Source organism: Deltaproteobacteria bacterium, from assembly GCA_016234845.1.
Classification (GTDB): domain Bacteria; phylum Desulfobacterota; class Deferrimicrobia; order Deferrimicrobiales; family Deferrimicrobiaceae; genus JACRNP01.
The window spans coordinates 1-21,414 of the sequence record JACRNP010000007.1; the positions used below are offsets into that span (position 1 = coordinate 1).

Sequence of the window (21,414 nt, forward strand, 5' to 3'; positions counted from 1 at the left end):
CCGTACGGCGACATGGTGTGCGTCCCCGCCGACGAGATCGTCTACATCTCGGCCTCCAGCGGTTCCACCGGGGTGCCGACCGCATCGCCGTTCACGTGGCGGGACTTCGAGGAGTGGCAGGATTACGAGGCGCGCCTTTTCTGGTCTTCCGGCCTTCGCCCGAGCGACACGTACTGCCACTCGCTGCAGTTCACGATGTTCGTCGGCGGTCCGGACGTCATCGGGGCGATGAAGGTGGGGGCCCTGTGCCTGTGGGCGGGAGCGATCCCGTCGGAGCGGCTGCTCGACATCTTCACGAAGTGGAAGCCGACCGCCATATGGACGACCCCGTCGTACGCCTGGTACCTCGGGGAGACGGCGCAGTCGCAGGGGATCGACCTGCGGAAGGACCTTGCGATCCGGAAGATCTTCGTTGCGGGCGAGCCCGGCGGCTCGATCCCCGAGACGCGGACGCGGATCGAGGAGCTGTGGGGCGCGTCCCTGTTCGACTACTACGGGCTGTCGGACATCTTCGGCGCGTGCGCGGGGATGTGCGAGGAGCGGAGCGGGCTGCACTGGGCGGAGGACCACATCCTGGCGGAGGTCGTGGACCAGGACACGGGGAAGCCGGTCGCGGAAGGGGAGCGGGGGGAGCTCGTCCTCACGTCGCTGAAAAAACGGGCAAGGCCCCTGATCCGGTTCCGCACGGGCGACATCGTGTCGCTCACGACCGACCGGTGCGGATGCGGTCGGACGCACCTGCGGCTGCACGGGATCCACGGCCGGGCGGACGACATGCTGATCATCAGCGGGGTCAACGTGTTCCCCAGCGACATCGAGACGTTCGTGCGGAAGAACCAGGATCTCACCGGGGAGTACCGGCTGGTGGTCACCGAGGAGAAGCACCTGGCGCACCTGACCGTCGAAGTGGAGCACGTCGAAGGGTACGCGGGGGCGGTCGAAGAGCTCACCAGGCGGGTCGTCCACGACATCTTCAAGGTGCTGGGGATCAAGCCGCGGGTGAAGATCCTCCCCCCGAACACGCTGGAACGGGCGACCCACAAGGCGAAACGGGTGGTGGATCTGCGCGGAAGGAAATCCGGTTGAAATTCGGAGACGATCGGTCTATTATTCGGTCGTGCCGTCCCAATCCGCCACTGCGCGCCGTCCCGGACGGCCTCCGAAGGTCTGCGCCTTCCACCTGGAAACCCGCGAGGCGCTGATCCGGTACGGGACCGAGATCCTTACGGAAAAAGGGTTCCACAGCACGGGGATCGATGAAGTGCTGAAGCATGTCGGGGTGCCGAAGGGGTCGTTCTACCACTATTTCTCCAGCAAGGACGAGTTCGGCCTCGCCATCATCGACAACTACGCCGCCTACTTCGCCCGCAAGCTGGACCGGTTGCTGCGGAACGGCTCCCGGACGCCGCTTGCGCGGATCGCGGATTTCGTTGCCGACGCCAAGGCCGGGATGGCGCGCCACCGGTTCCGCCGGGGGTGCCTGATCGGCAACATGGGGCAGGAGCTGGGCGCCCTTCACGAGGGGTTCCGGGAGCGGCTGAAGTCGGTATTCGAGGATTGGCAGGACCGGATGGCCGGTTGCCTCGAGGCCGCCCGGGCCGCCGGCGAGATCGCCCCCGACGCGGAGTGCCGCCGGCTCGCCGCGTTCTTCTGGATCGGCTGGGAGGGGGCCGTTCTGCAGGCGAAGCTGGTTCGCAGCACGCGACCGCTGGACCTGTTCGCCGAGAATTTCTTCGCCGGACTGCCCCGGGGGACGTCGAACGCCGTTTAGACGATCGGACGGATTCACAGAACGGAAGGAGAGGTGGAACGGTCATGGCACTTCGGACGAGAGAGCGGTACCTCGCATCCCTGAAAGGCATGCGCCCCAACATCCACAAGTTCGGGGAGCTGATCCAGGACATCACGACCCACCCCGCGACCCGCCGCGTGGTCGAGAGCCACGCGCGGGCGTTCGACGCGGCGTTCGATCCGAAGCTCTCCGAGATCTTCACGACGACCTCGTCGTTCACCGGTGAGAAGATCCACCGGTTCACCTCCCTCATGACCACCCTGGACGAGATCGTCTTCAACATGAAGTTGAAGCGCGCCAGCTACCGCCGGACGGGGACCTGCTCCGGCGGGACGTGCGTCGGGTGGAACGCCGCCAACGTCCTGTGGGCGATCACGCAGGAGGTCGACCGCGAGTGCGGGACGGGGTACCAGGAGCGGCTGAAGAAGTGGATCCTCCACGCGCAGGAGAAGGGGCTGGTGGTCGCCGGGGCGCTGACGGACGCCAAGGGGGACCGGAGCCTGAAACCGTCGCAGCAGCCGAACATGGACAGCAACCTGCGGGTGGTGGAGGTGAAGAAGGACGGGATCGTGGTCCGCGGGGCGAAGGTGATGATCGCCGGGGCGGCCGCCTCGGAGGAGATCTTCGTCGTTCCGGGCACCGCGTACGGGAGGGACGAAAAGTATTTCTCGGTGGCGTTCGTGGTTCCGCGGGATGTCGAGGGGCTCACCATCGTGGAGGCGCGCCGCGCCAGCGACGGGAGGGAGCTCGAGGAGGGGTTCGACATCCCCGAGACCGGGATCACCCAGGGGTACCTCTTCTTCGAGAACGTCTTCGTCCCCAACGATCGGGTGTTCCTCTTCGGCGAATACCAGTTCACCGGGAAGTTCATCCAGTACTTCACCGCGAACTACCGGTCGTGCATCGGTGCGTGCGTGGCGGGCCAGGGCGACGTGATGATCGGCGCGGCGATGCTCATGGCGCGCGCCAACGGGCTGCAGGTCAAGACGTTCCAGAACAAGCTGGTGGAGATGGCGGTGAACAACGAGACCACCTACAGCGCGGGGATCGGCGCGCTGACGCAGGGGCGGCAGCACCCCTCGGGGGTCTGGATCGCCGACTCCCTGGCCGCCCACACGAACAAGGTGCTGGTGGCGACGCTGCCGTACCAGACCAAGCGGATCTGCCAGGACATCTGCGGCGGGATCGCCGAGACCGGCTGCTTCCCGTCGTACAAGGATTACACCAGTCCGAAGTACGGCGGACTCATCCGGAAATACCTGAAAGCGGGACAGAAGGTGTCGGCGGAGAGCCGCGCGCGGGCGGCGCGCCTGGTCGAGTGGCTCACGCTGGGCGCCGGCGTCCCGGGGACGATGCACGGCGGCGGGTCGCCCGACGGCGCGAAGGTCGTGGTGCGGCTCGAGTCGGCGTTCGAGGAGTACGCCGGCTACGCGGCGAAGGTCGCCGGGATCACCGAGGAGGTTCCCGAGCCCGAACGGAACCGGTAACGGACAGGGCACCAATCCACGATACGGAGGAAGGACGATGCCGGAGATGAAGTTCACCCAGCAGCAGGAGCTGATGCGGAAGGCGGTCCGGGAGTTCGTCGAGAAGGAGGTGAAGCCGATCGCCGCGCGGCTCGACGCGGAGTGCCACTTCCCGGACGATCTCTTCCGGAAGATGGGGAAGCTCGGGTTCCTGGGGGTGTTCGTCCCGCAGCAGTACGGCGGGGCGGGGATGGGGCTCACCGAGCGGGCGATCATCCTCGAGGAGCTCGCCCGGCACGCCGCCGGCTTCGCCATGGCGGTCATGACGCACAACCTGGGCGTGGAGGCGATCCTCGCGTACGGGACCGAGGAGCAGAAGGGGAAGTACCTGATGGACATGGCGACGGGCAAGAAGGTGTCGGGGCTGGCGGTCACGGAGCCGGGCGGGGGGTCCGACGTGGCGGGGCAGAAGACCGCCGCGGTGCGCGAGGACGGCCGGTGGGTGATCAACGGGAGGAAGTGCTTCATCACGAACAGCTCCAACGCCGAGGTGAACGTGATCACGGCGCGGACGGGGGAGGACGCCAAGGGACGCCCTGCGTTCTCCGCCTTCATCGTCGAGAAGGGGACGGAAGGATTCTCGGCGGGCCGCGACGAAGACAAGGTCGGCCTGCGCGGCTCCCACATGGGGGACCTGCTGCTGAACAACTGCCGGGTCGGCGAGGAGGCGCTGCTGGGCGGGGAGGGGAACGGGAACAAGATGGCGCTGGCGACGATCTCCAAGATCGGACGGACCGGCATGGCGGCGATCGGCGTGGGGATCCTCCGGGCGTGCCTCGAGGACGGGGTGAAGTTCGCGAAGGAGCGGATCATCTACGGGAAGCCGCTGTCGCGCCTGCCGGCGATCCAGATGGAGATCGCGCAGATCCGGATCGACCACGACGCGGCGAAGCTGCTGACGTATCACGCCATCGGCCTCAAGGAGGCGGGAGCGGGCGGGGACGCCGAGGTGGCGATCGCCAAGTATTACGCCACGGAAGGCGCGGTCCGGGCGGCGAAGCGGACGATGGACCTGATGGGCGGATACGGGGTCATCACGGAGTACCCGGTGGGGCGGTACATGCGGGACGCGCTGGCGTGCATCGCCAGCGGCGGCACCTCCCACATCATGCAGGTCATCGTCGCCGGCCAGGCGCTGGCGTAGCGCGCACGGTGCCGGGATGAGCGGGCTCCATGTCATCGTCCTGGTCAAGCCGGTGCCGGACCCGGCGTGCTACGACCGGGTCGAGATCGACCCGGCGACCGGGGTTCTCGCGCGGCAGGGGATGCCGTCGGTGCTGAACCCTTCCGACCGGCACGCGCTGGAGGAGGCGCTCCTCCTCCAGGAGCGGCACGGGGGGCGCGTCACGCTGATCAGCATGACTCCGGAGAGCTCCGCGGAGACGCTGCGGGAGGCGCTGGCGATGGGGGGCGACGAGGCGGTGATCCTCAGCGACCGCGCCTTCGCGGGCTCGGACTCGCTGGCCACGTCGAGGGTCCTCGCCGCGGGGGTGGCGAAGGTCGCGCCGTTCGACCTGGTGCTGGCGGGAAACGAGAGCGCCGACGGCGGCACCGTCCACGTCCCGTCGCAGGTGGGGGAGCTGCTCGACGTCGCCCACCTGGCCAACGTCATCCGGCTGGAAGTCGACGCGGACGGGAGCGTGCGGACGCGCACCCGGATCGAGAACGGGTACATGGAGGTGGAAGGGGCGCTCCCGATGGTCCTGGGAGTCCGCCGGGAGATCAACACCCCCCGCTACACGTCGCTGATGGGCGTCATCGCCTCCCAGGGGAAACCGATCCGCGTCTACGGGTCGGCGGAGCTCGGGATCGACGGCTCCCGGGTCGGGATGGAAGGGTCGAACATGCGGCCGGGGAAGTTGAGCCGGCCCTCGTACGACCGGAAGGGGGAGCGGCTGAAGGGCGGCCCCGAGGAGGCGGTCGCCCGGATCGTCGGGATCCTCCGCGCGGAGGGGGTTCTCGGATGACGGGGGACGCGAAGGCGCCCGCCCGGAGGGGCGCGATCTGGATCGTGGCGGAGCAGGCGGGGGAGAGGCTGGCTCCCGTGAGCCTGGAGATCCTCGGGCAGGCGCTCCGGATGGCGCGCGCGGCGGGAGGGTGCGAGGTCGACGCGGTGCTGATCGGCAACGACGCGGCCGGCCCGGCTTCGGCGCTCGCCGCGGCCGGCGCGGAAAAGGTGTTCCTGGCCGACGACCCCCGGCTGTCCCCGTACCAGAACGACACCCACGGCGCGGTCCTTACGAGGCTCATCGCCCGGGAGGGGCCGGATGTCGTCCTGTTCGGGGCCAGCGCGTGCGGGGAGGAGCTGGCGCCGACGGTGGCGGCCCGCCTCGACACGGGGCTGGGCGCGCACTGCACGGACCTCGACGTGGGGACCGACGGGCTGCTGATGATGGGCGTCCTCGGGTTCGGGGGCCGCGTGCACACGGAGATGTTCTGCCCCGCGAAGCGGCCGCAGATGGCGAGCGTCAAGCCCGGGATGTTCCAGCCCCCTCCGCGGGCGGAGCGGGAAGGGACCGTCGTGCGGGAGGATGTCGCGGGGCTGCTGGCCGGCGCGAAGATCCGCCTGCGGGCGGTTGCGGCGGTCCGGGTGGAGCCGGAAGGGGGCCCGCTCGAAGGCGCCGAGGTCGTCGTGGCCGGCGGGTTCGGGATCGGCGGGAAGGAGCCTTGGGCGCTCCTCGAGGAGTTGGCCCGCGAGCTGTCCGGCGCCGTGGGATGCACGCGCCCCGCCCTCGACGAGGGGTGGACCTCCGGCGAGCACACGATGATCGGGACGAGCGGCAGGACGGTGCGCCCGAAGGTCTACCTGGGTTTCGGGATCTCCGGCTCCCCGCACCACACGGTGGGGATCAAGGACGCCGGGATCATCGTGAGCGTCAACAGCGACCCGCACGCCCCGGTGTTCGATTCGTCCGACTACTGCGTCGTGTCCGATTTCCGCAAGATCGTCCCGGCCCTCGTCCGGGAGATCCGCAAGGTGAAGGGGGGCGGATCCGCCGCGCCGTCCCCGGCGTCCGCCTGACCCTACCGCCGTTCCCGTTCCCCAAGCGCATTCTTGTCCCTGGATGGCGTAAGTGTATACTGTATACAATTTGCGCCGGCCTCCCGACGGCGGGAGATGGCGGCGCCGCGCGACGGGGGCCGCGCAGCCGATGAAGTGGTACCAGTCCATCCGCGTCAAGATCGTCCTTTCCGTGGTGGCCACGGCCATTCTCGTGAACGTGTTCTTCATCCGCAACCTGCTGCAGATCCAGGAGCAGCACCTGAACGAGACGATCCTGCGGACCGCCTCCCTCCTCAGCAAGACCGTGGAGAACTCCCTGACGTCGGAGATGCTCGGGCAGAACGCGCCGGCGGCGGAGGGGATCGTCATCCACGCCTACCGGGTGGTGGACACGATCGCCGCCCAGGAAGGGGTGGAGCAGATCCGCATCTACAACGGGCTGGGGCAGATCGTCAGCTCCTCGAAACAGGACGAGGTGGGGCGGGTGGCGGACAAGGGTTCGGAGGCGTGCCGGTCCTGCCACGACGGCGCGTCCCCGCCGAAGGCCGCCTCCGGGGCCCCGCGCACGCGGATCTACACGTCGGACGGCGGCCACCGCGTCCTCGAGATGATCCACCCGCTGTACAACGAGAGGAAGTGCTACACGGCGGAGTGCCACTTCCACTCGGAGTCGATGAAGGTCCTCGGGGTCGTGGATCTCCGCATGTCGCTGGAAAACGTGGACGGGATCCTTCAGGAGGCGAGGTCGCGGGTCGTCTCCTTCAACCTGATGTCGATCGCGGCCATCTCCTCGATCCTCGTCGTGGTCCTCCTCGTGGTGATCGGCAGGCCGGTCGCGCAGCTCCTCCGCGGGACGCAGTGGGTCGCCGAGGGCGAGCTGGAGCACGTCATCCCGGTGACGGCGGAGGACGAGATCGGCCAGCTCGCCCGGTCGTTCAACCGGATGACGGAGCACCTGCGGGACGCCAACGCCGAGATCCAGACGTGGATCCAGAACCTCGAGAGCATGGTGGACGAGCGGACGGCGGAGCTGAAAAGCGCGCAGGAGCGGCTCCTTCAGACCGAGAAGATGGTGGCCATCGGGCGGATCGCCGCCACGGTGGCCCACGAGATCAACAATCCCCTGACCGGCGTGTACACCTACATCAAGCTGATGGAGCGGAAGATCTCCGGGGGAGGGACGGGGCGGGAGGAGGTCGCGATGTACCGGGAGTACCTCTCCACGATGGGACGGGAGGTGGAGAGGACCACCGCGATCGTGTCGAACCTCCTCGACCTCACCCGGCCGAAGGATCCCGTCCGGAAGCCGGTCGACATCGGGAGGGTGATCGGGGAGTCGCTGGCCATCATCCAGAACCAGCTGAAGATCAGCAACGTGACGGTCGAGCGGTCGCTCTGCCACGTGCCGGAGTTCCTCGCGGATCCGGCGCAGATGAAGCAGGTGTTCATCAACCTCTTCGTCAACGCCAGCGACGCGATGGAGCAGGGCGGGGTTCTGTCGATCCGGAGCTCCCACGACGCGGCGAAGGGAAAGGTCACGGTCGAGGTCGGGGACACGGGGAACGGGATTCCGAAGGAAAACCTGTCGAGGATCTTCGATCCCTTCTTCACGACCAAGGGGAAGGGAACGGGGCTGGGCCTCTCCGTCGTGAAGGGGGTCGTGGAGCGCCACGGCGGGACGATCGGGATCGAGAGCGCCGTCGGGCGGGGGACCCAGGTGAGAATCGTCCTGCCGGCGGTGTGATGAACCCCGACCCCCGGGGAAGGAGGATCTTCGTCCGTCCCGTGGGGCCGGTCGACGACGCGATCGTCCGGAGGCTTCGGAGGGAGATCGGAAGGTATTTCGGCGAGGCGGTGGAGGAGCTGGGCGCGATGGAGATCCCGGAGGGCAGCTTCGACCCGAAGCGGAACCAGCACCACTCGACGGCCATCCTGAAGGCGGTCCTCTCGGACGTCCCGGCCGGCGCGTTGCGGGTGCTCGGGATCGTCGACCGGGACCTCTGCATCCCGATCCTCACCTTCGTCTTCGGGGAGGCCCAGCTCGGAGGAACCGTGGCGCTGGTGTCCCTCGCGAGGCTCCGCCAGGAGTTCTACGGGCTCCCTCCCGATCCGCCGCTCTTCTTCGATCGCCTCCGGAAGGAGAGCCTCCACGAGCTGGGGCACACCTTCGGGCTGATCCACTGCCGGTTGCCGGATTGCGTCATGTACCTGTCCAACACGATCCGGGACGTCGACCGGAAGGGAAGGGAGCTCTGCAGGAACTGCCGTGAATCGCTTCTTGCGAAAATGGAAGGCGGGAGGTCGTAGCCATGGAGAAGAAGGTTCAGATCCTGGTGGTGGACGACGAGGGGATCGTCCGGGATTCGCTGGCCGCGTGGCTCGGGGAGGACGGGTACGAGGTGATCACGGCCGAGGGGGGGGCGCAGGCGCTGAAGATGCTCCCGACGCGGGAGTGGAACCTGATGATGGTGGACCTGAAGATGCCGGGGATGGACGGCATCCAGCTGATGGACGAGGTCCGGAAGGTCCGCCCCGAGCTGCTGATCATCATCATGACCGCGTACGCCACCGTGGACACCGCGGTCCAGGCGATGAAGAAGGGCGCGTACGACTACCTCGTGAAGCCCTTCAATCCGGAGGACCTGTCCCTGTCGATCCGGAAGATCGTCGATCACCAGCGGCTCGTGAAGGAGAACCTCTTCCTCCGGAAGGAACTGAAGAAGCAGTACCGCCTCCACGACCTGATCAGCAAGAACGAGCGGATGCTGGAGATCTTCGAGCTGGTGAAGACGGTCGCCCGGAGCAACTCGACGGTGCTTCTCCAGGGGGAAAGCGGGACGGGGAAGGAGCTGCTCGCCCGGGCCATCCACCAGGAGAGCCCGAGGAGCGACTCCCCGTTCATCTCCGTCTCCTGCGTGGCGCTCACGGAGACGCTGCTGGAGAGCGAGCTGTTCGGCCACGAGAAGGGCGCCTTCACCGGCGCCGACGCGGTCAAGCGCGGGAAGCTCGAGCTGGCGCAGGAAGGGACGCTGTTCCTGGACGAGATCGGGGACGTGAGCCTCAAGCTGCAGATGGACCTGCTGCGGGTCCTCGAGGCGCGGGAGTTCCATCGCGTGGGGGGCACGGAGCGGATCGGGATCCGGTCGCGGATCATCGCGGCGACCAACCGGGACCTGAGAAAGGCGATCGAGGAGGGGAAGTTCCGCGAGGACCTGTACTACCGCCTGAACGTGATCCCCATCCGGATTCCCCCCCTGCGCGACCGGAAGGAGGACATCCCGCTGCTGGTCGAGCACTTCGTCGACGGGTTCAACATCGAGATGGGGAAATCCGCGGAGGGGATCTCCGAGGGCGGGATGCGCCTCCTGATGGACCACCAGTGGCCCGGGAACGCCCGCGAGCTCCGGAACGTCGTCGAGAGGGCGATGGTGGTCGCGAAGGGGAAATCGCTGCAGGAGTCGGACATCAGCCTCCCCGCGGGATCGCCGGAGAACTCCCGCAACGGGAAGTCGCTCGACGACATGGAGAAGGAGCACATCCTCCAGGTCCTCCTCGAGAACAAGTGGAACATCGCCCGCTCGGCGCAGATGCTGGAGATCGACCGCGTCACCCTCTACAACAAGATCCGGAAGTACGGATGGAGGAAGGAGGAGCCGGTGAAGTAGCACTCGGCGGCATGTTGAAATCGTCAACATGCCGTTGAGATTTTCAACGCACGCAGGTCGCCGGAACAACAGGCATTTCCCAAGCCGGTTCCCCGCTGTTGAATAACCCCGCACTCCGCCGCCTTCGGGGTTTTCATTCCCGATAGCATCTCGCGAGGAAATATCCTTCGATTCCGGCAGGTTCCCTCCGGTTGGGCGTTTCCGGCGGCCTTGGTACGCCCGTTGCGACAGCGGAGGGCACGAGGAGGAGGTGAGATCGATGGCCTACATGCTGATCGGCGCGGTCGGGTTGGTCCTTCTGTTCCAGGAGATGGTGCGCAAGGTTGCCCACCCAAGGTAGAGGCGGGAGGAGGAAGTCGGCGATGAAAGAGGGAAGATGCCCGTTCCTCGAGACCACGACGGTTTCCTACTGCAAGGCGTTTCCCGTCAAGATGATCCCCGCGGACGGCGCGTCCTCGGCGAAAGGGGTCTGCGACAGCCCGGGACACGTGGATTGCACCCTCTACGTGGAACGGAGCGCGCCGTCCGAAGGAGTGGAGAGCGTCCGGGGCTTCCTCCTGAAAAGCGACGTCTATCTTCACCCCCGGCACGTCTGGGTGGCGGTCGACGACGCGTCGGAAGGCGCGGCGCGCGTGGGGATCGACGATTTCGCGCAGAAACTGATCGGCCCGGTCCATCGGGTGACCGCCCCCGCGGAGGGAGCCCCCGTCAAGGAAAACGCCGTCTGCTTCCTGCTCCATTCCGGCGGCAGGACCGTGAAGATGGTCTCCCCCCTCGACGGGACCGTGCTCGAAGTCAACCGCGGGCTTTCGTCCTCCCCCTCCCTCGTGAACCGGGAACCGTACGGGGGCGGATGGATCCTCTCGCTCCGGATGTCGGAGGAGGGATTGAGAGGACTTTTCTACGGCAACAGCGCAAGGCGGTGGATGGCGTGGGAAGTGGAAAGGCTCCAGCGGGCGTTCTCGTCGGACCTGGGGCTTACGGCCACCGACGGCGGTGAGTCGCTGCCCGACATCAGCGGCAGGTTGAGCGATGCCCAGTGGGGCAGGATCGTCCGCCAGTTCGTCGGGTGACGCGGCGGCGGATTCCGCGAGGAGGTGACGGTCATGGTGGCGCTTCTGGTCGTCCTGACGGTGGTCCTGTTGATCGGCATCGAATTCCTGCGCGCGCGCGGGGAGGAACGGGAGGCGGAGGAGCCGGCTCCCGCGGACGTTCGGCCGGCGCTCCCGGCGCCGGCACGGTTCGCCGTTCCGGGAGGAGTCTTCCTCCACAAGGGACACACCTGGGCCCACCTGGAGCTGGAAGGCGCGGCCCGGGTCGGGATCGACGGGTTCGCCCGGGGGGTCCTCGGGAGGATCGACGGCATCGCATTGCCCGTCCTCGGGGCGAAGGTGACGCAGGGGGAGAAGCTCCTCTCCGCCTTCCAGGGAGACCGACGCGTGGACTTCGTATCGCCGCTGGACGGCTACGTCCGGGCGGTGAACGGGGTGGAGGGGGGCGCGGCGGAATGGCTGGTGTCCATCGAGCCTTCGAACCTGCCGCAGAACCTGATCCGGCTGCGGATCGCGTCCGGGGCGGCCCGCTGGCTCGATGCCGAGGTGCGGCGGTTCGCGGAGTTCGCGGCGCTGCGCGCCCCCACGCTCTGCGGAGTCGGGGCGACGATGCCGGACGGCGGGGCGGTCGTGGAGGGGATCTTCGAGGAGCTGGACGACGAATCCCGGGAAGCGTTCGAGAAGGGATTCCTGCGGTAGCCCGGGTGCTCCTGCGGGCTCCCGCGGCCGGAAACCAACAGGGAAGGGGAGGGGCATCCATGGGCATCCAGCGGAGAGAGTTCCTGAAGATCGCCGGCGCGGCGGGATGCGCCCTGGCGGCCGGCGGGACCCGGAGGGCCGGCGCCGCGGCGGTGAGCGACGTCGAGCTGAACGGAATGCTGCTCGACAGCACGAAATGCATCGGGTGCCGCGCGTGCGAGGAGGCGTGCAACGCGGCGAACGCCCTGCCGAAGCCGGAGGTCTCCTTCTCCAGCGAACAGGTGTTCGACCGGACGAGGGACACCGCGCCCGGCGCCTTCACGGTGGTGAACCGGTTCGCGAACCCGAAGGAGCCGGAGAAGCCGATCTTCGTGCGGAAGCAGTGCAACCACTGCAACCAGCCGGCGTGCGCCACCGCGTGCCTCGTGAAGGCGCTGGAGAAGACGCCGGAGGGGCCGGTCATCTACAACAAGGACCGGTGCATGGGGTGCCGGTACTGCATGGTCTCCTGCCCCTTCGACGTGCCGAAGTACGAGTACGACTCCGCGATGCCGTACGTCCGGAAGTGCGTCTTCTGCCACGAACGGGTGAAGAGGGGGGAGCAGCCCGCGTGCTCGGAGGCGTGCCCCGAGGGGGCGACCCTCTTCGGGAAGCGGCGGGAACTGATGGAGATCGCGCGGCAGCGGATCTACCGGAACCCGGATCGGTACCACCCCCGGATCTACGGGGAGCACGAGGCCGGCGGGACCGCGTGGCTGTTCCTTTCGAGCGTCCCGTTCGAGCAGGTCGGCTTCCGCGGCGACATCGGGACGAAGTCGTACCCGGAGATGACGTCCGGGTTCCTGTACGCCGTCCCGCACATCTTCATCCTCTGGCCGACGTTCCTCTTCGGCCTGAGCTATCTCTCGAAGCGGAGCACCAAGGAGGACGGACATGGAGAGGAATAGGACCTTGAGCTTTCCCGGTCCCCGGACGGCGCACGACACCGGGACCGTCAAGGGGGTCGCCCGGTTCCTGCTGGCCGAGATGAAGCCGAAGGGGAAGATCCTGACCCCGTTCAACGTGGTCAGCGGGATCATCATCGCGGTGGGGCTCGCGCTGATCGTCATCCGGTTCGCCTACGGCCTCGGGTCGGTCACCAACCTGTCCCAGAGCTACCCGTGGGGGATCTGGATCGGGTTCGACGTGGTGACCGGCGTGGCGTTCGCCGGCGGGGCGTACACGCTGACCTTCGTCGTCCACATCCTCCGGTTCAAGAAGTACGAGCCGATCGTCCGCGCCACCGTGCTGAACGGATTCCTGGCGTACGTGTTCTACGCGGGCGCGCTCCTGCTCGACCTCGGGCGGCCGTGGAACGTGGTCAACCCGATCATCGGGAACGCCTTCGGCTACAGCTCGGTCCTCTTCCTCGTGGCGTGGCACTTCCTGCTCTACACCCTCTGCCAGTTCCTGGAGGTGTTTCCCGCCGTCAGCGAGTGGCTCCACTGGCCCCGGGTCCGCAGGATCACGCAGGCGATGACCACCGGCGCCGTCATCTTCGGGATCACCCTGTCCACCCTCCACCAGTCGGGGCTCGGGGCGCTCTTCCTGATGGCCCCGGCGAAGATCCACCCGCTCTGGTACTCGACCAACATCCCTCTCCTGTTCTTCGTCTCCAGCATCTTCGCGGGGCTCTCGATGGTCGTGTTCGAGAGCTCCATCACGAACAAGGTGTTCAGCGACCAGCTCGGCCCCGGCCACCACAAGGAGCACGACGACATCGTGGTCGGGCTCGGCAAGGGGGCCGTGGGGGCGCTCTTCGCCTACATCTTCCTCAAGGGGATCGACTTCGTCCACGGGTACCAGTGGACCTATCTGAACAGCCCGATGGGGTACTGGTACCTGGTCGAGATGGTCGGGTTCGTGATCGTCCCCACGGTCGTCCTCACCGTCGCCGTGACGCGGGAGAACGCCCGTCTCGTGCAGGCGGGGGCGGTGCTCGCCGGGATCGGGGTGATCCTCAACCGGCTCAACGTTTCGGTGATCGCCTTCAAGTGGTACGAGCCGGCCCGGTACTACCCCTCGTGGATGGAGGTGTGGGTCACGGCCGCGGTCATCTGCCTGGAGATCTGGGCGTTCCGGTGGATCGTGAGCCGGATGCCGATCCTCCGGGAGCACCCGGACTACGCCGGGGAGAAAAAACCTGTCCGAGAGGAGGGAGTGGAATGGAAGGTTTCCGCTATATAGACATCTTCTCCACCAAGGGGATCGAGTACCTGATCGTGATCGGGTTTCTGGCCGGGTTCCTCGTGTACTCCCGGTACCTGCGGGCGCGGCGCGCGGCTGCGCCTGCGGGGGTGCCGGCCGCGGACTCCGTCGAATGGTTCCGGGTACCGGAGGCGCTCCACTTCCACCAGGGACACAGCTGGCTCCGGCAGGACGGCGGGGAGCTGGCCACCGTCGGATGGGACGATTTCGCGAGGAAGATGGTGGGGAAAGTGGACGCCGTTTCGCTGCCGCGGGTGGGGGCGACGCTCCGCCAAGGGGAGATGGGGTGGGCGGTGGAGGCCGACGGGGACCGGATCCCGATGGTGTCGCCGGTGGACGGCGTCGTGGAGGCGGTGAACCGGAAGGCCGCGTCGGACCCGGGTGTGATGCTTCGCGACCCGTACGGGGAAGGGTGGCTCGTCAAGGTCCGCTCCCCGAGGGTCCGTACCAACGCGAGGAACCTCCTGAGCGGACGACTCGCCTGCCAGTGGATGGAGAACTCCCTTGCGGCCCTGCGCGCGGGGAGCGGAGGATCCCTGGGGACGGTGTACCAGGACGGAGGGTTGCCGGTGGACGGGATCGCCCGGGCGCTCTACGGCGACGATTGGGGGTTGGAGGTCCGGAACTTCTTCCTGACGGGAGACGATTCGTAGCGATCCGTTCCGCAGGGCCGGGCCGACTGGCCCGGCCCTGCGAAACGGACGGTCATCCCCCGGGACGTTCCCGGTTCCCTTCCCCGGCGGGATCGTCCACCGAGCGGGACACGCAACGGAAGCGGCCTCCCACCGCGGCCGCGACCTTGCGCTCCTCCAGCAGCTCCTGCACGGCCTTGTCGGCGGCGACGAAGTCCGGCTCGAGCCACGCGGCGGTGTAGTAGCCTTCATCCACCTCGTGGATCAGGTGATCCAGCGCCACCTTGGCCTTCGCGAGCTCGCGCGGAGAGCACGATCGGGCCCCCAGCCGCTCGGCTTCCGATATCTTCGCCTGGATCCCCCGCGCCCGATCCATGGGATCGATCGCATTGGCCTGCATCGTGGAGCATCCCGCCGCGAGGAACGGCAGAACCCCCGCAAAGAGCAACCGACGGATCATTTCTTCCCTCCCCCCGATTTCCCGACCAGCGCGGACGAATGGATCTTCGATTTCTCCGCGAGGTCGATCACCCCCTTGGTGTCACCGCCGTTCAGTTCGTGCTCCGCCAGGTCGAGGTACTCCTTCGCCATGTAGTACCGATACGGATCGGCGTACTCCCCACCGGCCGCCTTCGCCGCCAGGAACGATGCCCGGGCGCTTTCGACCGCGGCCGCCCTCTCCGCGTTCGCGCGTTCGCGCGCGGTCGGGGGGGGCTGCCGCAATTCCGCCGCGCCGCACCCGGTCGCGGCCACGGCCACGAGCAGGAGCGCCGCTCCCGCCGCGCGAAAGGTCATCGGCATGATTTCCTCCTTGCGGATGGCTTCGATGGCCGGTTATGTCCGCAACTATCGTGCCTTCGGTTTCAATTCGGATACCCAAATGAAAACGGCGGTTTATTGCGGCCCCCCTCACCCGTGAATGCCGGAATCGTGATCAATGTCAGGATGGATTACGGATATTGCATCCTTGCCGGCCGCTTCCGTCGCCGGGTCCGGATGCGCGGGAAACATTTTCGGGATTCGGGTATTCTTACATGGCAATCGATCATCATCCGACCAGGGGGTGGACCCGTGGGCTCGATCGGCAATCATCCGGATGCAGGAAAGGCGAGCCATCGTTGGCGGTTCTTCCGCGCGGGAGGCTTCGACCAGGCGTTGCTCGAATCCGGTGCGGACCTTGCGGCGCTCGAGATGCTCGACCAGAAGCTGTGGGTGGCGTTGAGCTGCCCGGTCCCGGGGATCGAGTTCGACCGCAGGACGCTCGAGTTCGTGGACGCGGACGCGGACGGGCATATCCGCGCGCCCGAGATCCTGGCGGCGGTGAAATGGGCGGCGACGGTGCTGGCCGATCCGGACCACCTTGTGAAGCGCGAGGGCCGGCTTCCGCTTTCGGCCATCGACGCCGCCGGCGACGAAGGGAAAGCCGTCCTCGCGGGGGCGCGGCTCGTCCTCCAGGTGCTCGGGAAACCGGACGCCCGGGAGATCACCGTCGAGGACGCGAGCGACACCGCGAGGATCTTCTCCCAGGCGCGCTTCAACGGCGACGGGGTCGTTCCCGCGCAGGCGGCGGGGGATCCCGCGCTCTCCTCCGTGATCGACGACGTCGTGGCGTGCATCGGGGGCCGGTCCGACCGCGGCGGGGCGCAGGGGGCGACCGGCGAGGCGATCGAGCGTTTCTACGCGGAGGCGGCGGCTCTCGCGGCATGGTGGGACGCGGCGAAGGAGCCGGGAATCCTCCCGTTCGGGGACGGCACGGCCGCGCGCCACGAGGTGTTCCGGGCGGTCCGGGCGAAGGTCGAGGACTACTTCCAGCGGTGCCGGCTCGCGGCGTACGACGGAAGGTCCGCCTCCCTCCTCGGCCCCGCGGACGCCGAATACCAGCAGCTGTCGGCCACCACGCTGGACGGCGGCACGGAGGCGCTGGCCCGCTTTCCGCTCGCGGTTCCCGCGGCGGGGAAGCCGCTGCCGCTGGCGACGGGGGTCAATCCCGCCTGGTCCGACGCGCTGCGGAGCTTCGCGGCGGAAATCGTCTTCCCCGTCCTCGGGAGCGGGGAGGAATTGACGGACGAAGGGTGGGTGGCCGTTCGCGCCCGGTTCGCCGCGTACGAGGCATGGCTGGCCTCGAAGCCGGAAACGGCGGTCGAGAAGCTCGGGGAGGCGCGCCTGCGACGGATCCTCTCGGAGGACGGAATGGCGACCCTGCTCTCCCTCGTGGAGAGCGACAAGGCGGTGGAGCCGGAAATCGCGTCGATCCTGTCGGTCGAGCGGCTGCTGCGGTACTGCCGCGACCTGCACCTGCTGGTCAACAATTTCGTTTCCTTCCGCGACTTCTACACCCGCAAGGGGAAGGGGACCTTCCAGGCCGGCACCCTCTACCTGGACGGCCGCAGCTGCGACCTTTGCGTTCCCGTATCGGACGTCAACCGCCACGCGGCGATCGCCACGTTGAGCCGGGTCTGCCTCGTCTACTGCGACTGCACGCGGCGCGGGGGAGAGGAGAAGATGACCATCGCGGCCGGGTTCACGGCGGGCGACTCCGACTTCCTGATGGTCGGGCGCAACGGCGTCTTCTACGACCGGAAGGGGCGGGACTGGGACGCCACGATCGTCCGGATCCTGGAGCACCCGATCAGCATCCGGCAGGCGTTCTGGGCGCCCTACAAGCGGATGGCGCGCATGATCGGCGAGCAGATGCAGAAGGATGGCGCGCATGATCGGCGAGCAGATGCAGAAAGTCGCCGCGGCGCGATCGAAGGCGGCGGAAGATCGGGCCGCGCTGCAGGCGATCGCGTCGACGGGAAACATCGCCGCGGGGAAGCCCGTTCCGCCGGCGCCCCCGCCCTTCGACGTCGCGAAGTTCGCCGGCATCTTCGCGGCGATCGGCCTCGCCGTCGGCGCGATCGGGACCGCCCTGGCGTCGGTCGTGACGGGGCTGTTCCAGCTCCTGTGGTGGCAGATCCCGCTGGTCTTCGCGGGGCTGGGACTGCTCGTCTCCGGTCCCTCGGTGATCCTGGCGTGGCTCAAGCTGCGGAAGCGGAACCTGGGCCCCATCCTCGACGCCAACGGGTGGGCGGTCAACGCCCGCGCGAAGATCAACATCCCGTTCGGAGCGTCCCTGACCGCGGCCGCGCGCCTGCCCGAGAACGCCGAGCGGTCGATGGCCGACCCGTTCGCGGAGAAGAAACGTCCGTGGAAGCTCTACCTGTCGCTGGCGGCCGTCGCGGCCGTGTTCCTCTACCTGTGGCGGGCGGGGTACATCTCGCGCTGGTTTTAGGACAGGAGGGGGGACATCCGGACGAGCCGTTCCGCGAGACCGGACAGCTCCTCGCGGACCCGGGGGTCCAGCGCCCGGAGCCACCTGCGGGGGATCCCCGACAGCCCGTACCGCGCGCCGGCGATCGCGCCGGCGATGGCCCCCGTGGTGTCGGCGTCGTCCCCGCGGTTCACCGTCTTCACCAGGCACTCCTCGAACCCGCTTGTGGAAAAAAAGGCGGCGAACACGGTCCGGAGCGTGTCCGGAACGTACCCGGTCGCCTCGCCGTCGAATCCCTCGAACCGGAACTCCGGGTGGCGGGCGGCCAGCGACTCCGCCTCCGCGAGGAGCCCCCGCACGGGCGTCCCGAGGATCGCCCGCTGGATCATCCTCCCCACCGTCACGCAAGCGGCGTCCGAGAGCGGATGGTTGTGGGTGACCCGGGCCTGCTCGATCGCGAGCCGGGTGAGGCGTTCCTCGTCCCCGAGGGTGTAGAGCGCCACCGGGGCGACCCGCATCGCGCCGCCGTTCCCCGCATCCCGCTCGTTCCGCGGCGCCTCGGTCCGCCCCGTTTCGAGGTATCCGAGGATGCCGCGACGGCACGTCGCGCCGACGTCCGCGGGGTTTCCGGAGAGCCAGCCGGCGAAATTCTCGGCGATGTCGCGCACGTTCCAGCCGCCGCGCGCCGCGATGGCCCGCGCGACGCACAGGGTCATGTCCGTGTCGTCGGTCACCTGTCCGGGGACGAGCTTCAGCCACCCCCCGCCGACGATCTCCCGGTGGACCCCGAACGTCTCCCGGATCCGGTCCGGCTTCATGAACTCCGTGGTGGCGCCGAGCGCGTCGCCGACGGCCCCGCCGAGCAGGACCGCCCGGGACCGGCGGACGATCGTCTCCGCGTCCGGACGCCTCCCGCCTCGGGCCATCAGTAGCTCCGGACGGCCACTTCGTAGTCGCCGCCGATCACCAGCGTCTCCTCCTCCCGCCGGGGGAGAATCCCCGGGAGCAGGTCGGAGCGGAAGAAGACCTTCCCCTGCGGAACCTCGGCCACGAGGACCCGGCTGCCGAACTCCCAGGCGTGCTCCAGGCGCGAGGAAAACGAGCTCAGGTTGTTCAGCCGCACGACGTACCGGTTTTCGCCGAGCTCCTCCAGCACGCGGTGCTCGGCGAAATCGCGGACGCCGCGATACAGCGTGAGCGGCCCCCCGTCTCCCCGCCTTCCGAGCTCGTCCTGGACGAACTCGTAGAGAACGTCGAGCTGCGACTCCACCGCGTTGGAGCGGGCGCTCCCCCGCATCCATTCGGCGAGGTAGAGGAAGTAGCGGCCGGTCGCGACGCCGTCGATCGGCCCGGCGTGGAACGTGGGCGGGATGCCGAAACGGCTCTCGACCCACCCTTTCAGGACCGCGCCTTCCGGGGAGCTCGAATCGAGCATCCATCCCCGGAGGACGCGCAGGTAACTGTTCCGCAGGGCGCGCCGCCCGAGGCGGGAAGCTTCCTTGTGCCACGCGCCCACCCGGAAGACGACCCGCATGTAGTCGCGGAAGCACCGGGCCCGCTCGTCGGGATCGGCGAGGTCGGCGAGGCGGGAAAAGAGGGACCGGTGCGCGCGACGAACTCCCTGGATCTCGATCGGGAGGGGGTGGCGGTTGAACCGCGGCGACGCGATCACCCACGGGGGGTGGTCGCACCGGTTCACGGGGAGGACGGCGGATGCCATTCCGTCATGATACCACCGCCCCCCGCGGGCGGCTCCGGCCGGCGCGGCGCCGGCTACTTGACGATCTTCCAGGTGCCGTCCGGCTGGCGGCACGCGGTTCCGTACGCCTGCCGCTCCTCACCGCCGATCAGAACGGTCTGCTGGTACTCCCGGCAATACTGACCCCGCTCGGTCTTGTACGTCCGCTTCGGCGTGACGGTCCCGGAGTTTCCGCTGTCGGGGTTCCTCCACGACCGGGGTTCGTCCACCCGGTTGTTCTCCAGGGCGTACTGGGCGGTCCGCTGCATCTCGAGCTGGTCCGCCCGGTCGAGCGACTTCCCGATCTCCTGGCCGATCAGCACTCCGGCGACGGCACCGATCGCCGTGCCGACGACCCGCCCGGTTCCCCCCCCGAACTGGGACCCGATGACCGCGCCGCCGACGCCTCCGATGACCGACCCCGCCCCTTCCTTCGGCCCCATCGAGGCGCATCCCGCGAAAAGCAGCGAAAGCGCAACCGTTCCGGCGACCCAGGATTTCATGCCGTGTCTCCTTTCCTTTCTACCCTTTGGTTTTCCCCTCGAATTTCCGCTATGTTTGAATTAGACGGGCGGGAGGGGAAAAAGTTCATCGGTGAACGCGAAATTCCGAACAGGGAGTCCGGAGGGGGGTGGTCCCGCGGGTGGGGTGTCGTCCCTCCAGGCCCGGGTGTTCTTCCTCGTGGCGGCCACCTTTTCGAACATCTACCTCACGCAGCCGGTCCTTCCGGTGCTGCGGGAGGATTTCCGGGTCGGGGCGGCGCAGGCGTCCCTCACCGTATCCGCCGTGGTGTTCGGGATCGCGCTGGCGACGCTCCCCTTCGGGCGGCTGGCGGACCGGTTTCCGGCGAGGCCGATCATCCTGGCCGGAGGGACCGTGGCGTCGCTCTGCGGGCTCCTGTGCGCCGCGACGACGAGCTTCCCCCTGCTGGTCGCGGGGAGGTTCCTGCAGGGGCTGTTCTTCCCGTCCCTCACCACGTGCCTGGTCGTCTTCCTCGTTCGACGCCTCCCTCCGGAGCGGCTCAACGTCGCGATGGGCGCGTACGTATCGGCGACCGTGGCGGGGGGGCTCGGGGGGCGGCTGCTCGCCGGGTTCATCCACCCCCCGCTGCACTGGAGGTACGCCTTCGTGACCGCCTCCGTGATCCTGCTGGCGGCGACGCTGGACGCCGCCCGGTGGCTGCCGCGGGACGAGGAGCCTCCGGCGGCGGCGGAAGGGGACGCCGGGTTCGTCGCGCTGCTGTCCCGCCGCGGCCTGCTGCGGATCTTTTCCGTCGGAGCCGCCGCCTTCGGGGCCTTCTCCTCGGTCTTCAACTACCTGCCGTTCCACCTCGCGGGACCGCCGTTTCGCCTTCCGACCCAGTGGATCACCATGCTCTACCTGTCGTATCTCGTCGGGGTCGCCGTCGGCCCGCTGGCGGGACGGCTGGGGAACCGGTTCGGGAACGGAGCGACCATGGCGGCGGGGTCGCTGGTGTTCTCCGCCTCCGCCCTGCTGAGCCTGGTCCCGTCGATCCCGGCGATCGCGGCGGCGCTGTCGGGCACGTGCGCCGGGTTCTTCGTCGTCCACTCCGCCGCGGTGGGCGCGCTGAACCGGAAGCTCGAGGGCAGCCGGGGGCGCGCGAACTCGCTGTACGTCCTCTTCTACTACCTCGGCGGAGCGGCGGGGATCACGGTCTGCGGCCGCGCGCACCAGCGGGCGGGGTGGTCCGGGGTGGTCGTCCTGGTGGTCCTCTTCCTGCTGGTGCCGCTGGCCGCCGGGCTGCTCGAGTCGCGCGCGGAGCGGGGCGGGTTGGTATAGTATCCG

At 68.3% G+C, this 21,414-nt stretch carries 20 protein-coding genes and 1 pseudogene; 16 read left to right on the plus strand and 5 right to left on the minus strand.

Annotated elements, in window-relative coordinates; genetic code table 11:
- The 14 genes from HZB86_00565 to HZB86_00630 all read left to right on the plus strand — a co-directional run.
- Positions 1–1,086: AMP-binding protein (locus HZB86_00565; protein ID MBI5904041.1), on the plus strand; the 1,086-nt coding region annotated here is incomplete at its 5' end.
- 94 nt (positions 1,087–1,180) lie between these two features.
- Positions 1,181–1,771 carry a TetR/AcrR family transcriptional regulator gene (locus tag HZB86_00570; GenBank protein ID MBI5904042.1) on the plus strand — a complete coding sequence of 197 codons (591 nt, stop codon included), beginning with the start codon at positions 1,181–1,183 and terminating at the stop codon, positions 1,769–1,771.
- 44 nt (positions 1,772–1,815) lie between these two features.
- Complete coding sequence (locus HZB86_00575; protein MBI5904043.1) at positions 1,816–3,279, plus strand: 4-hydroxyphenylacetate 3-hydroxylase; 1,464 nt, start codon at positions 1,816–1,818, stop codon at positions 3,277–3,279.
- A 37-nt stretch (positions 3,280–3,316) separates the two neighbouring features.
- A complete protein-coding gene (locus tag HZB86_00580; GenBank protein MBI5904044.1) occupies positions 3,317–4,462 on the plus strand; it encodes an acyl-CoA dehydrogenase family protein in 1,146 nt (381 codons plus the stop codon).
- A gap of 16 nt (positions 4,463–4,478) precedes the next feature.
- Positions 4,479–5,285: an electron transfer flavoprotein subunit beta/FixA family protein gene (locus tag HZB86_00585; protein ID MBI5904045.1), complete on the plus strand. Its 807-nt coding sequence runs from the start codon at positions 4,479–4,481 to the stop codon at positions 5,283–5,285.
- A complete protein-coding gene (locus HZB86_00590; GenBank protein MBI5904046.1) occupies positions 5,282–6,340 on the plus strand; it encodes an electron transfer flavoprotein subunit alpha/FixB family protein in 1,059 nt (352 codons plus the stop codon). The genes HZB86_00585 and HZB86_00590 overlap by 4 nt, the downstream gene beginning before the upstream one ends.
- A 130-nt stretch (positions 6,341–6,470) precedes the next feature.
- Positions 6,471–8,066 carry a HAMP domain-containing protein gene (locus HZB86_00595; protein ID MBI5904047.1) on the plus strand — a complete coding sequence of 532 codons (1,596 nt, stop codon included), beginning with the start codon at positions 6,471–6,473 and terminating at the stop codon, positions 8,064–8,066.
- Positions 8,066–8,629: an archaemetzincin family Zn-dependent metalloprotease gene (locus HZB86_00600; GenBank protein MBI5904048.1), complete on the plus strand. Its 564-nt coding sequence runs from the start codon at positions 8,066–8,068 to the stop codon at positions 8,627–8,629. The genes HZB86_00595 and HZB86_00600 overlap by 1 nt, the downstream gene beginning before the upstream one ends.
- Before the next feature lie 2 nt (positions 8,630–8,631).
- The gene (locus HZB86_00605) at positions 8,632–9,987 is read left to right on the plus strand and encodes a sigma-54-dependent Fis family transcriptional regulator (protein ID MBI5904049.1); all 1,356 of its coding nucleotides are present in this window, start codon (positions 8,632–8,634) and stop codon (positions 9,985–9,987) included.
- 362 nt (positions 9,988–10,349) lie between these two features.
- The gene (locus HZB86_00610; protein MBI5904050.1) at positions 10,350–11,060 is read left to right on the plus strand and encodes a glycine cleavage system protein H; all 711 of its coding nucleotides are present in this window, start codon (positions 10,350–10,352) and stop codon (positions 11,058–11,060) included.
- Between the two features lie 33 nt (positions 11,061–11,093).
- Positions 11,094–11,738 (plus strand): hypothetical protein, encoded by a 645-nt coding sequence (locus HZB86_00615; GenBank protein MBI5904051.1) that lies wholly within the window; start codon positions 11,094–11,096, stop codon positions 11,736–11,738.
- Between the two features lie 59 nt (positions 11,739–11,797).
- Entirely contained in the window at positions 11,798–12,685 is an 888-nt protein-coding gene (locus HZB86_00620) for a 4Fe-4S dicluster domain-containing protein (protein ID MBI5904052.1), read from the plus strand.
- A complete protein-coding gene (gene nrfD, locus HZB86_00625) occupies positions 12,672–13,964 on the plus strand; it encodes a polysulfide reductase NrfD (GenBank protein ID MBI5904053.1) in 1,293 nt (430 codons plus the stop codon). Before HZB86_00620 ends, nrfD begins: the two co-directional genes overlap by 14 nt.
- On the plus strand, positions 13,943–14,638 hold the full coding sequence (locus HZB86_00630; GenBank protein ID MBI5904054.1) for a glycine cleavage system protein H: 696 nt from the start codon (positions 13,943–13,945) through the stop codon (positions 14,636–14,638). Before nrfD ends, HZB86_00630 begins: the two co-directional genes overlap by 22 nt.
- 52 nt (positions 14,639–14,690) lie before the next feature.
- Here HZB86_00630 and HZB86_00635 read toward each other — a convergent pair whose 3' ends face one another.
- Positions 14,691–15,077: a hypothetical protein gene (locus HZB86_00635; protein ID MBI5904055.1), complete on the minus strand. Its 387-nt coding sequence runs from the start codon at positions 15,075–15,077 to the stop codon at positions 14,691–14,693.
- On the minus strand, positions 15,074–15,418 hold the full coding sequence (locus tag HZB86_00640; GenBank protein ID MBI5904056.1) for a DUF4398 domain-containing protein: 345 nt from the start codon (positions 15,416–15,418) through the stop codon (positions 15,074–15,076). Before HZB86_00640 ends, HZB86_00635 begins: the two co-directional genes overlap by 4 nt.
- Before the next feature lie 279 nt (positions 15,419–15,697).
- Here HZB86_00640 and HZB86_00645 point away from each other — a divergent pair.
- Positions 15,698–17,891: pseudogene (locus tag HZB86_00645) on the plus strand (hypothetical protein).
- On the opposite strand, the gene draG reads toward HZB86_00645, so the two are convergent.
- The 3 genes from draG to HZB86_00660 are packed head-to-tail and all read right to left on the minus strand — an operon-like array spanning position 17,888 to position 20,111.
- Complete coding sequence (gene draG, locus HZB86_00650; GenBank protein ID MBI5904057.1) at positions 17,888–18,796, minus strand: ADP-ribosyl-[dinitrogen reductase] hydrolase; 909 nt, start codon at positions 18,794–18,796, stop codon at positions 17,888–17,890. The pseudogene HZB86_00645 and the gene draG overlap by 4 nt on opposite strands.
- Entirely contained in the window at positions 18,796–19,590 is a 795-nt protein-coding gene (locus tag HZB86_00655; GenBank protein MBI5904058.1) for an N-acyl homoserine lactonase, read from the minus strand. The genes draG and HZB86_00655 overlap by 1 nt, the downstream gene beginning before the upstream one ends.
- A 53-nt stretch (positions 19,591–19,643) precedes the next feature.
- A complete protein-coding gene (locus HZB86_00660) occupies positions 19,644–20,111 on the minus strand; it encodes a glycine zipper 2TM domain-containing protein (protein MBI5904059.1) in 468 nt (155 codons plus the stop codon).
- A 145-nt stretch (positions 20,112–20,256) separates the two neighbouring features.
- Here HZB86_00660 and HZB86_00665 point away from each other — a divergent pair, with 145 nt between their 5' ends.
- The gene (locus HZB86_00665) at positions 20,257–21,408 is read left to right on the plus strand and encodes an MFS transporter (GenBank protein MBI5904060.1); all 1,152 of its coding nucleotides are present in this window, start codon (positions 20,257–20,259) and stop codon (positions 21,406–21,408) included.
- Positions 21,409–21,414 lie beyond the last annotated feature (6 nt).